Source organism: Microbulbifer weihaiensis, from assembly GCF_048323715.1.
Lineage (GTDB): Bacteria > Pseudomonadota > Gammaproteobacteria > Pseudomonadales > Cellvibrionaceae > Microbulbifer.
Map to the genome: position 1 here is coordinate 82403 of NZ_JBLWFL010000005.1, position 12183 is coordinate 94585.

General features: G+C 57.2%; 12 protein-coding genes. 3 read left to right on the top strand and 9 right to left on the bottom strand.

The annotated features are described in order from the left end of the window. Positions 1-62: 62 nt before the first annotated feature. From ACNKU7_RS06675 to ACNKU7_RS06685, 3 genes are all read left to right on the top strand, one after another. Entirely contained in the window at positions 63-3215 is a 3153-nt protein-coding gene (locus ACNKU7_RS06675; protein WP_418296194.1) for an intermembrane phospholipid transport protein YdbH family protein, read from the top strand. Between the two features lie 147 nt (positions 3216-3362). Next, complete coding sequence (locus ACNKU7_RS06680) at positions 3363-3575, top strand: YnbE family lipoprotein (RefSeq protein WP_418296195.1); 213 nt, start codon at positions 3363-3365, stop codon at positions 3573-3575. A 66-nt stretch (positions 3576-3641) separates the two neighbouring features. After that, on the top strand, positions 3642-3968 hold the full coding sequence (locus ACNKU7_RS06685; protein WP_418296196.1) for a YdbL family probable chaperone protein: 327 nt from the start codon (positions 3642-3644) through the stop codon (positions 3966-3968). Positions 3969-4049: 81 nt separating this feature from the next. Here ACNKU7_RS06685 and rpoS read toward each other — a convergent pair whose 3' ends face one another. The 9 genes from rpoS to eno form a co-directional block, all read right to left on the bottom strand. After that, positions 4050-5102: an RNA polymerase sigma factor RpoS gene (gene rpoS, locus ACNKU7_RS06690; protein WP_418296197.1), complete on the bottom strand. Its 1053-nt coding sequence runs from the start codon at positions 5100-5102 to the stop codon at positions 4050-4052. A 241-nt stretch (positions 5103-5343) separates the two neighbouring features. After that, on the bottom strand, positions 5344-6108 hold the full coding sequence (locus tag ACNKU7_RS06695) for a peptidoglycan DD-metalloendopeptidase family protein (RefSeq protein ID WP_418296198.1): 765 nt from the start codon (positions 6106-6108) through the stop codon (positions 5344-5346). A gap of 274 nt (positions 6109-6382) precedes the next feature. Next, complete coding sequence (locus tag ACNKU7_RS06700) at positions 6383-7330, bottom strand: DUF368 domain-containing protein (protein ID WP_418296199.1); 948 nt, start codon at positions 7328-7330, stop codon at positions 6383-6385. Next, positions 7330-8001 (bottom strand): protein-L-isoaspartate(D-aspartate) O-methyltransferase, encoded by a 672-nt coding sequence (locus tag ACNKU7_RS06705; protein ID WP_418296200.1) that lies wholly within the window; start codon positions 7999-8001, stop codon positions 7330-7332. The genes ACNKU7_RS06700 and ACNKU7_RS06705 overlap by 1 nt, the downstream gene beginning before the upstream one ends. 103 nt (positions 8002-8104) lie before the next feature. Beyond that, positions 8105-9097 (bottom strand): tRNA pseudouridine(13) synthase TruD, encoded by a 993-nt coding sequence (truD, locus tag ACNKU7_RS06710; protein WP_418296201.1) that lies wholly within the window; start codon positions 9095-9097, stop codon positions 8105-8107. Further along, positions 9090-9575: a 2-C-methyl-D-erythritol 2,4-cyclodiphosphate synthase gene (gene ispF, locus ACNKU7_RS06715; protein WP_418296202.1), complete on the bottom strand. Its 486-nt coding sequence runs from the start codon at positions 9573-9575 to the stop codon at positions 9090-9092. The genes truD and ispF overlap by 8 nt, the downstream gene beginning before the upstream one ends. Continuing rightward, entirely contained in the window at positions 9572-10315 is a 744-nt protein-coding gene (gene ispD / locus ACNKU7_RS06720) for a 2-C-methyl-D-erythritol 4-phosphate cytidylyltransferase (RefSeq protein WP_418296203.1), read from the bottom strand. Before ispD ends, ispF begins: the two co-directional genes overlap by 4 nt. Further along, on the bottom strand, positions 10312-10614 hold the full coding sequence (locus ACNKU7_RS06725) for a septum formation initiator family protein (RefSeq protein WP_418296204.1): 303 nt from the start codon (positions 10612-10614) through the stop codon (positions 10312-10314). Before ACNKU7_RS06725 ends, ispD begins: the two co-directional genes overlap by 4 nt. A 229-nt stretch (positions 10615-10843) precedes the next feature. Further along, on the bottom strand, positions 10844-12130 hold the full coding sequence (gene eno / locus ACNKU7_RS06730; RefSeq protein ID WP_418296205.1) for a phosphopyruvate hydratase: 1287 nt from the start codon (positions 12128-12130) through the stop codon (positions 10844-10846). Between the last annotated feature and the right edge of the window lie 53 nt (positions 12131-12183).

Sequence of the window (12183 nt, forward strand, 5' to 3'; positions counted from 1 at the left end):
CAAGTCTCTACGTTTCGCCCTTGAATCACAAGTCAATCACCTGTGGCCTTGCCGAGGTATCAGTGCCCAAGTTTTCCCCCAACCTAACCACAACCAGAGTCATTGCCATTGGCCTGCTGCTCGCCCTGGTCTTCGGTGGAGTATATGGGTGGCAAAGCCGGCATCAGTGGCTACCGGCACTGGCCAATAACTGGCTGGGTCCGGTGGAAATTCGCAAGGTGGAGCAATTTGAGCTAACGGATTGGGGAAAAAGCATCACGATTGCGCGCCTGCGTATTGCCTTTCCCGGTGGCCGGGAGCTGGAACTCCGGAACCTCAGGCTTACTGACTGGTTTGCCCTGGCAGGCAACTCTGGGGTTAAGGAAAGTAAGCGCGGGGCAAAACTGGTAATCGACCAGGCGAACGTTTCCGCGCAGGCCCGCACTTCCGGCAACACTTCCTCCCCGCGCGATAACAGCGAACGGCGGCAGGAACCCGGCACCAGTGCCGGCCAGGGCGCGAATCCGACGAACCGACGGGTTAAAACAAAAAACGAAGAACAGCAGCCACTATTGCTCAGCCAAACCCTGCAACGGCTTAAGTCACTGGGGCTTCAGCAAATCGACGTACAATCCATAGAGTGGCCGGATATGGCTCCCGGTGCCTTCACCCTGAACCTCACCAGGCGAGGCAATGAATTTGACGGTCAACTAAGCCATAGCCAATGCAGCGGCTGTCGCCTGTCTGCAGCACTGGCAAGTACGCAAGATCAGACGAAATTACACATTCGGGCAACCGACGATAACCAGCAGGCGTTCGCGGCCGAACTCAGGTTTACACCGCCCGGTCCCGACGATTCACAAAACCAGAAATACTGGCAAATGGCCGGTAACCTGCGTGCGGCCCTGGAAAATACGGAAAAAATGGCCAGAAAGATCGGCCTGAATGCGCTCGCGGCGCTGCCCGAGTCGCCTGCCAGCGGCAATTTGCTGCTGCAGTTACAGGGTGAACTTCCAGATTCCGTGTTGACCCTGGATGGCTACCGCAAGTTCGTTGCCAACCTCGAAGCGGACCATTTGCAGTGGGCCCTTCCGCCCATCAACCCCTATATCGCTGTACCACTGAAAATAACTGCAAACAGCACGCTTCCCCTAACAATGGAACTGGCGAGCGTGACGCCTCTCCAGTTCGCGTCGGCGACAGGGAAGCTCGCGGTTACGGTGGACACCGTGGTGCAGGGAACGGAAACCGACTGGATCACGGCAGATATTGCACTGGGTAGCACCGGAAATCAGGACATTGCGGTAAATGGTGCCGTCAATCTGAGCCGTATCAACCAGTTGGTTTCCCGGGATTGGATGCAGACTTTACTGGCGGGCTATCAGCTGGAGAAGTTCACTGGTGAGTTAAAGCTCACCGGAACTGCAAAACTGCCGCCGCTGGAAAATCTCAGCAACCTGCAAGATCTCGTTCTCAATGATATCCGACTCCAAATACAGCCCGGCAGTACGCTCGCCACGCACGTTTCCCCTCCAGGAGCCGACAATCCCCTGACCAGAATCGGATGGCCAAATGCCGCCATACAACTGACACTGAATGAGATAGCCACGTTAACCGCGCCCAGCTGGCCTGCTCCGTTAAAGCTGGAACTCACAAGCCTTGCGGTTCATTCCCAACCTTCCGCCCCAGCGGGAAAGAAGGCATCCGACAACACGCTGCCAAAATTGGCCGGCACGATAAAAGAATTGACCTGCAGCGACCTTGTGCAATCAAAGTGCAGCCTGCAGTTTGTTGCCAACCTTTCGACCCTGAAGATCAAGGAGGCCGATTTCGAGGCTCGAGAAATCACCCTCGAATCGAGCATCAGCAACCTGACAGATAAAGACGGCAAGCAAAATAACGCAAGCAACATCCAGTTATCCACATTCAACGCAGCAGCCGACTTCCTGAAGATTGGCGAGGTTGCCATTGAAAAGCCGGAAATTTTCTCACAGTCAGTCAACTGCAGCCTGGACAAAACTGATCCGGTCTGTCGATCTGACCAGATCGCCCTGAGCCTGGCGCCGCTAGCAGTGCCGGATGCCACGATCGCTGGGGCAGTTTTTTTTGAAAAAATCGCAGTCAGCAAGCAGGCAAAAGGCATTCATGCCAAAGCCAATTACCGCTCAGACAGCCTTACAGTGAGCGGGCTCGGGCCATACCGGGCAACCCTTGATACGACGGGCAGCCTGCAGTTGGGGGAGAACCAGGTCCGGGGCACCAGCCACGTCAGTAGCGGAGGCATGAAGATTGAGACCACCTGGGAGCACAACCTTGAAAGGTCCGCTGGCGAGCTCAGGTTCAAAGTTCCGGAAGCCTCATTTAATCCACAGTCGCCCCTCAGCCAGTCCGTCCAGGGATTGCCTGTGGATATCGTGGATGGGAAGCTCACAGCTACTGGCACGATCTACTGGCCAAATGAAAACACCAAAACGGGAAGAGCCAACCGGATTTATGCTGCTCTGGATTCCGTGGGCATCAGTTTCGGGGATATCTTTGCGGTCGGGATCGACAGCGAAATCTCCCTTACCCAATCCGGGGAGTACTGGGTCACGCCCGAGAGCAAGCGGGTAAAGATCCAGAAACTGGATGCGGGGCTTCCGCTGGAAAACCTGAACTTCAGGCTCAGACTCACTGAAAGCGGGGATCTGACGTTGACGGAATTCTCTGGTGAAATGTTGCAAGGGGCACTTACTTCAGAAGTACTGACCTGGAACCTGAACGGTGCCCAAAGGCATTCCCTGGTTTCATTTACAGGGCTATCTCTCGCGGCGTTAGCGAAGGAAATGGACGCGGAAAACTTTGTCGCCACCGGCCTGCTGGACGCAAAAATGCCAATCACCGTCGATAAACAGGGCGTAACCATAGAAAATGGCACACTGAGCGCCCGGCCACCGGGCGGGCGCCTGCGGTACTACGGTGCGTTTTCACCCAGTATGCTCACCAGTAATCCACAGCTGAAGCTGATCGCGGGGGCTCTGGAGGACTACAACTATCGGGACATGCGCGGAACCATTACCTACCCCCTCAGCGGCGACCTGAAACTGAACCTGAAGCTGACCGGACGCAGCAGCGCGGTCGATGCGAATCGCGACCTGATTATCAACCTGAATCTGGAAAACAATGTCCCGAGCATGCTGAAGTCCCTGCAGGCGAGCCGGGATTTGACGGACGTGCTGGAAAAATCCATGCAGTAGCCGGGGGCTCACCCCCGCGAAACAGGAAAGGGGCGTGTATTCGCACCGGTTTGCAGGCTGTTCAGGAAGCGTTAATCTGGCACTATCTATAGTGAACAACAAAGGTAGGGAACGTTTCATCCCCCCTAATCATGTAAGGAGCGTTATGTGACCAAAGCAGGATTTATCAAGCTGCCGGCAATAACAGCTGCGCTCGCGTGCAGCGCAACCCTGTTATCAGCCTGCACCCCGACGGTCGCGGTACAGGCGCCCAGTGAACCGATTACCGTTAACCTCAATGTGAAGATAGAACATGAGATCCGGGTCAAAGTCGACAAAGAGCTGGATGATCTGTTCGAGAACAAAGAAGGCATATTCTGAGGCTGAATCGCTACCCGATCCTCAGCGTCTTCCGGGGAAATGGAGAATACTCTTTAGGACATATCTATGAAAAAACTAATTGCGACACTGTTTTCACTCTGCGTAATGGTTTCCCTGCCCGCCAGCGCAGTCACGCTGAAAGAGGCCCAGACACAGGGAATCGTCGGCGAAGCCAACAGTGGCTATGTGGCCGTAGTGCAGCAGGGAACGCCGGAAGTGGAGCGCCTGGTGGCTGAAGTCAACGCCAAGCGTCAAAAGGAATATGCTGCGATCGCCAAGCGCAACAATATTGATATTTCCCAAGTGGCCGCTCGCGCCGCGGAAAAACTCGAGGCCCGGCTGCCCAAAGGGGAGTACTACCAGGATAACCTGGGCCGCTGGAAGCAGAAGTAAGATCCCTTGGTGCCATTCAAATAAGCATAAAAAAACCCGCACAATGTGCGGGTTTTTTGTTGCAGTTTCTTCCGTTGCTATTTACAGGTTGGCAAACAACGACATGCCGTCCAGCCCCTGTGTTTCCATCACTTCCCGCAGGCGCTTCAGGGCATCAACCTGAATCTGGCGTACACGTTCACGGGTAAGTCCGATTTCACGCCCGACCTCTTCCAGGGTGCTGGGCTCAAAGCCTCGCAAGCCGAAGCGGCGGGAAACTACCTCACACTGCTTATCCGGGAGTTCGCTTAACCAGCGGTCAATACTCTCGTAGAGATCCTGATCCTGGAGCAGTTCAGCGGGATCGGACTCCTGCTGATCCGGAATCGTATCAACCAGTGTTTTTTCCGATGAGGGGCCAATTGGCGTGTCCACGGAGGTTACGCGCTCGTTGAGCCCGAGCATTCGCTCCACATCCTCTACCGGTTTTTCCAACAGATTGGCGATTTCTTCTGCGGAGGGCTCATGATCGAGCTTTTGCGCCAATTCGCGTGAAGCGCGCAGGTAAACGTTGAGTTCTTTGACCACATGAATCGGCAGCCGGATGGTACGGGTCTGGTTCATTATGGCCCGTTCGATCGTCTGGCGAATCCACCAGGTCGCGTAGGTTGAAAAGCGGAAGCCTCGCTCGGGGTCGAATTTTTCCACCGCGCGGATCAGTCCCAGGTTGCCTTCTTCAATAAGGTCGAGCAACGCCAGGCCACGACTGACGTAGCGCCGCGCAATTTTTACAACCAGTCGGAGGTTGCTTTCGATCATACGCTTGCGAGCTGCGGCGTCACCGCGTAACGCTTTGCGTGCGTAGTACACTTCCTCTTCCGCTGTCAGCAGCGGAGAAAAACCGATTTCGTTGAGATAAAGCTGGGTTGCGTCCAGGTTCTTTTGCCCGTGGGTATCATCGAGCCTACGAATGGATGTCTTCTGGGCAGGAACTTTTTGAGATGAAGTTTCGGAGTTTTTTTTTGCCGCCTTGCTCCGGACGCGGCCTAGTTTCGAGATTGTTTCTGTACTGGAGGATGCCTCGTTATCCAATGCCTCACTAGTAAGATCTGCTCTGGCGTTGAAGTCCAGCTGATCGTGACGTTGTGCTTCCATTTCCCCAACTCCTTGTACTTTGCCTGTGTCAGCCGCATAGACAGTTCGCGGTTACTGAACTGGTCACTGTCTTTGCGACAGCCTCCGTTCCCGGCACCTCACCGTTGCGCTGGTATGATCGCGTGGTGAGTAAGGTCACTGCAGGGCAGTTACAGCCGTTCCCGGTGACTACCTCAAGTGGTGTTAATAAAAATCCATTTTTATTGCACAACAGCGTTAGACAGGCAGATCTTCGCTCCGGTCAAGGCAGGTAAGACAAGGGATCCACAGGTTGACCATCTTTACGGATCTCAAAGTGAAGCATATTGCGGTCGGTACCACTCGAACCCAGTTCCGCTATCCGTTGCCCCGCTTTGACCGCCGTACCCTCTCCCACGAGTAACTTGTGGTTGTGGGCGTAAGCACTGAGGAATTCCTCGCTGTGCTTGATGATCAAAAGCTTACCGTAACCTCTCAGTGCGCTTCCGGCGTAAATCACTGTGCCATCCGCCGCTGCCTGAACAGATTCCCCCTTTTCACCTCCGATATCAACACCCTTTCGCAGGGGGTTGTTGGGCTGGTATCGGGAGATCAGCGGACCCCGTACCGGCCACTGCCATTTGATGCTGGATCTCACCTTGGCCGGAATTGACGTTTTTTTGACAGGTTTGCTCGCCGGCTTTGCCGCCACTTTTACCGGCTTGCGGGCAGGCCGACTGACGGCCGATGACGTTTTCGTGACAGTCGTCCGCTTCACTGGAACCGCTTGACCGGCGAGGCTCAGGCGCTGGCCGGGATAAATCTGGTATGGCGAACGGATCCCGTTTATCGCCGCTAACTCTTTGAAATCCTTGCCGTATCGCCAGGCAATGGAATACAGGGTTTCACCTTTACTGACCAGGTGATGACGAATTTTCTGGCTCGGAGGCTGGTTGAGCGAGCTGGTAGGTGCCAGGTTACTGGAACACGAAATGACGAAAAAACAGCAGAGGGTCACCAAAACCAGGCGACAGTAAAAAGCGGCCAAAAGGCGCGCTTTGCACCCCAGATTGGCGTCAGGATTGGCCGTAAAATGTAGAAAAAAACGCCGTTTCATTATTCTCTTTTTACATCAAGGGGGGGCATTTATGGAAAAAGTGTCTAAAGAAATCTGCTGTTTTATCGACCCCAACCGGTAAAAAAAACTGCGCAAAGATTCTTTCACAGCAGGAAACCAGAATGAGAATAATAATTATCAAAAACCCCTGCGGCTATCGGCAAAAAAAGGTTAAGCGATCAGCACCTTCTGTGTCTGAAAACGCTCATGACTCTTGTACGACATTGCCTACATAGCGCCAGTGCACCCATTCAACAGCCAGCACCAACACCAGGGCCAGCAGGGCTGCCGTGATTGCCCCCAACCATTGCGAAGGCTCACCGGTGACATCACTAAATGTACCGGGCAGCGTGTTGGACAACGCCGGAGCCAATTTATCACTCTCCAGGTCACCGGGCAGTTTCCACGGCCAGACGATCTTCAGGCTGCCCAGTAATATGCCGACCAGAAACGACAGCGTTATCGCCGGAAATCGGTGCATCAGCCAGGAAAGCAGCCGGCTGAACAACAAGAGGCCGCACGCGGCGCCGACGCTGAACCAGCCGAGGGCCACCAGGTTGAACTGGTGCACCGCAGTAATCACCTGCGGGTAAATCCCGATCATCAGCAAAATAAAGGAGCCGGAAATACCGGGCAGGATCATTGCGCAAATCGCCACCGCTCCGGAGAGAAACAGCGAGACTGGCGTCGCGGCAATTTGTGTCGGCCGCATTTCACTGACAAGAATCGCCGCCGCAACCCCCAGCAGGAGCGCCAGTCCGGTTTGCCAGGTCCAGCGGGGCACTCGCCTGGCTATCGGTACCGTCGATGCCAGGATCAGTCCAAAGAAGAATGACCAGACAATAATGGGGTAACTCGCCAGCAAATAGCTGATCAGTTTGGCCAGGCTGAAAATACTGGTAAGAATGCCGGCGAATAACGCCAGGAGAAATCCGCCGTTCACCTGCTGCCAGGTCGCGGCTATCCCCTGAGAGAACAGGGTTCGTACGGTTTTCGGGCCGATGCGACTGATGGAGTCCAGCAACTCCTGGTAGATCCCGGTAATAAAGGCGATCGTGCCTCCGGACACCCCCGGCACAACATCTGCGGCGCCCATGGCCAGTCCCCGTGCCGCAACGCCCCAATAGCGATTTCTTATCAACCCCTTTGCCATTAACGCACGACCCCGCTCAGCAGGGGTACAAAGCGCACCGGTTCAGCCTTTTCCACATCGAAACGGCTGCCATCCTCGCTGCGGGTCACAATGGTCAGAAATTGGTAGTCACTGCCAACCGGTATCACCAACACGCCGCCAGGTGCCAGCTGTTCACGCAGTTCGTCCGGAATGCTTGCTGGGGCAGCCGCGCACAGAATGGCATCGTAAGGCCCCTGCTCCGGCCAACCGAATCCCCCGTTACTGAGGCGCATCTCGACGTTGAATATGCCCAGTTCGCGCATACGCTCGCGCGCCTTGTCCAGCAGGGGTGCGATGCGCTCCACCGAGTAAAGCTTGTCGACGAGACGGGCGAGGATTGCGGTCTGGTACCCGGAACCGGCGCCGACTTCCAGTACCCGCGCACGGGACTTGGCGCGGCTCAGCAGCAGCTCGGTCATTCGGGCAACGATGTAGGGCTGGGAGATGGTTTGTCCGTAACCAATGGGCAGGGCAGTGTCTTCATAAGCGCGGATGGCCAGCGCCTCGTCCAGGAACAGGTGCCGCGGCGTAGACGCCATGACATCCAACACCTCTTCGCTGCTGATACCCTCGTCCCGCAGCCGCTGTATCAGGCGGTTGCGGGTGCGCTGGGACGTCATGCCCAGCCCTTCGTGTCTCAATCGATCCATATGGACGAATTGTCTCCCTGCAAGCGGTTCGCCGGCGCTCACAGTCACCTAGCCGGCACCAAACCGAAGACACGTCTGCGTCATCGGTCACAATTGTTGTCGTTTATTTTATTGTGCGATCGGCCAGGTTGGCCAGCTCCGCCACTTCGCGTAACAGGGCGGTGGCAAAAGTACCCGGTGGCAACGCGAATGCGAGCTTCAGGTCGTCCCCGCACCACTCGAAGCGAAAGCCTTCGGGCACCAGCACCAGGTTCCGCCGCTCCTGGCTGAGACCGCAATGTTCGAGCCAGTCACGCCAATTGCGCCAGGGCGCCATGGCGTGTTCTTCCAGTGCGAGCTGCTCGGCGCTCGCCGCATTGCGCCCCCTTCCCCACAGCGGGCCGCTGGGCGCCGCCTCGGGCTCCCCTTCGAGCGGCTGCTGCCAGTTACCTGCCAGTACTCGGGCAGCGAGGACCTGGTTGAAAAGCCAGCTGCGGGCCGCAGACATGGCAAAACTCTTCTGGCTGCGGGGAAGGCGCTTGCGCTTTCCTGCCGCCTGCTCAGCGAGGATGCGTTCTACCAGATCGAGGTTACCGCCGTCGTGGCCAAAGCGCTGCTCACCAAAATAATTGGGGACGCCGGCAGACACGCGCGCGAGCACCGCTGCGGCGGCGTCGCGATCACCGGCGATATTGCGCAAGCGGATTTGAAAACGGTTGCCGCTGTGCTCCCCGCGACGGAGCTTTCGCTGGCCGCGATAGTGCTGCAGCAGGGTGACTTCGTCACTTTCAATTTGCGACCAGTCCGGTTCAGGCTTCTGCGCGAGCCATACGCTGAACCACTGGGTGGTTACCGCATGCCGATCCTTCAGCCCGTAAAAGCCCACATCGTTGTTCTGCACACCCGCCAGCTGTGCCAGCTGCTGGGCCACATAACCGGTGTTGGCCCCGCGCTTGCGGATCTGCAGGTAGACGTGCTCGCCCTCACCCGCCAGCGGCGCGGCGATCTCATCGACAATGAAGTCTTCCGGCTCGGTGCGGAAATCGCCCTGTATGGCGGCACCGCCGAGTGCCCGCGGCCAGTCCAGATCCCAGTGACGCTCTGTATTCTCAACCATGAATGGATTCCAGCAGGACAACCGCCTGCGCGGCGATGCCTTCTTTGCGGCCGGTAAAGCCCAGTTTTTCACTGGTGGTGGCTTTGACGCTGACCGCGCCGGCTTCAACCTGGCAGTCAGCGGCAATGTTGGCACGCATTTGATCAATATGTGGCGCCATCTTCGGTGACTGTGCAATCAGGGTGGCATCGGCGTTCACCAGCCGGTAACCGTGCTGGTGAATCAAGCCGATCACATGGCGCAGCAGCGCCCGACTGTCTGCGCCGGCATAGGCGTCATCGGTGTCGGGGAAGTGTTTGCCGATATCACCCAGGGCGAGCGCGCCGAGCAGCGCATCAGCGAGGGCGTGCAGCAGCACATCGCCATCGGAATGGGCAACCAGGCCCTGGTCGTGCGGAATGGTTACACCGCCGAGGATGACGTGATCCCCGGGGCCAAATGCGTGGACATCGATCCCTTGACCGATTCGGATATTCATGACGGTTCGCCTTGTTGCGTTCGCTGCTGTGTCAGTAGCGCTTCCGCCAGCAGCAGGTCTGCCGGCTGGGTAATTTTAAAATTGGTTCGGCACGCGGCGATGAGCTGCGGGCGGTAACCGGCGAGTTCCAAGGCGCTGGCTTCGTCGGTTATGGCGGCCGGGTTTTCCCGCAGGCCGGCTTGCAGGCTGTCTTTGAGTATCTGCAGCGGTGCTTTTTGCGGGGTTTGCGCGAGCCAGATTTGATCCCGGGGCAGTGTTTCCGCAACGACCGCTGTGCCATTTTCGGCACTGGCGCGTTTTACCGTGTCGCTTGCGGGCTGCGCGAGTAGTGCGATGGCGGCCGATGCGGGGCCGATGAGCGTTTCAATATCGTTGCTGGCGACGAGCGGGCGTGCGGCGTCGTGTACGAGGACGCTGGTGTCCGGCTCGGCAAGGGTGCTCAGGTATTCGAGGGCGGCGAGGACGGAGTCTGCGCGCTCGGCGCCACCGGTGACGGTGTGGATGCGGGGATCCGAGGCTTCTGCGAGGTTTCCGAATTCGCTGTCATCGGCTGCAATGGCGACGATTACACCGGCCAGGCCGGGCCAGCGGAGTATGTTTTGCAGGGTATGGACGATCAGGGGTTTGCCGAGGAGTGGCAGGTATTGTTTGGGCTTGTCGGCGCCCATGCGTTTTCCGGAGCCGGCGGCAGGAACTACCACCCAGTAGGGCTCTACGGCACGCGCGTTAACGGCGGTCATTCTTTTTCTCGCGATGAGTTCTGCTTGTCTGGGTCGAGAAAAATAAACAGGGTTTCGCCTTCTTTAATCAGGCCGAGGTCGTAGCGGGCTTTGGCTTCGACGCCGTCAGTGCCTTCTTTGAGGCTGCGGACTTCCCGCAGGAGTTGGCGGTTTTCCCGCTCCAGCGCAGCGTTTTTCTGCTGCTGCTCGCTGAGCTGCCGCTCCAGCCGCGTCACTTCCGCAAAACTGCCCTCGCCCACCCAGATACGGTACTGGGTGACAAGTAGCATGACGGTAAGGATTGCCAGCAACCATTTCATTGTTTTTGCTTGTTCTCTCTGGCTTTAGTGGTACTGCGCACGGCACTAAGTCCGTGGCAGCTCTGCTACCGGTGGCCCTTCCCGGGACACGCCGTGAACCCATCCATGGGGGCTCGAATGCGGCCGTCCTGGCCGCATACGGTCCCGGGAAGGGCCACCGGTATCAGAGCTTTCGCTTTGGAGCACGAGCTACAAAGCGAGATTCAGCCAGTTTACCGGGCTTCAGTTCTTACTTGAACTCAGCAATGCCACGGTAAGGCGCTTTGCCTTCCAGCTCGGCTTCGATGCGCAGCAGACGGTTGTACTTGGCTACGCGGTCGGAGCGGCACAGGGAGCCGGTTTTGATCTGGCCAGCAGCGGTGGCAACCGCCAGGTCGGCGATGGTGGTGTCTTCGGTTTCACCGGAGCGGTGAGAGATAACCGCGGTGTAACCAGCATCCTTGGCCATTTTGATCGCGTCCAGGGTTTCGGACAGGGAGCCGATCTGGTTGAACTTGATCAGGATGGAGTTACCAACGCCCTTCTCGATACCTTCTTTCAGGATCTTGGTGTTGGTTACGAACAGGTCGTCACCCACCAGCTGTACTTTCTCGCCGATCTTGTCGGTGAGGATCTTCCAGCCGTCCCAGTCGCTCTCGTCCATGCCGTCTTCGATGGAGATGATCGGGTAGGTTTCAGACAGCTGCGCCAGGTAGTCGGCGAAGCCTTCGCTGTCGAATTCCTTGCCTTCGCCGGCGAGTACGTACTTACCACCTTTGTAGAATTCGGAAGACGCGCAGTCCAGGGCCAGGGTGATGTCGTCGCCCAGTTTGTAGCCAGCGGCTTCAACGGCTTCAGCGATCACTTTCAGGGCGCCTTCGTTGGACGGCAGGTTCGGTGCGAAGCCACCTTCGTCACCCACGGCGGTGTTCAGGCCCTGGGCAGACAGTACTTTTTTCAGGGAGTGGAAGATTTCCGCACCCTGGCGCAGGGCTTCGGCGAAGGTTTTCGCTTTTACCGGCTGAACCATGAATTCCTGGATGTCGACATTGTTGTCGGCGTGCTCACCACCGTTCAGGATGTTCATCATCGGTACCGGCAGGGTGTACTGACCCGGGGTGCCGTTCACTTCGGCGATGTGCTGGTACAGGGGGATGCCCTTGGAGATGGCGGCGGCTTTGGCGGCAGCCAGGGATACTGCCAGGATGGCGTTGGCACCCAGCTTGGATTTGTTCTCGGTGCCGTCGGCGTCGATCATCGCTTGGTCGAGGGCGCGCTGATCGGTTGCGTCCATGCCTTTCAGCAATTCGGCGATTTCACCGTTGATGTTCGCTACGGCTTTCAGTACGCCTTTGCCCAGGTAACGGCTCTTGTCGCCATCGCGCAGCTCGAGGGCTTCGCGGGAGCCGGTGGAAGCGCCGGAAGGTGCGCAGGCAGAACCTACCGCGCCGCATTCCAGAATTACATCAGCGTTAACGGTGGGGTTACCGCGACTATCCAATACTTCAAAAGCTTTTACAGCAACAATCTTGCTCATTGTTTTAACGGGCTCCTTGTTAATGGGTAAAGAGTCTGTGAGGTGAAATATCG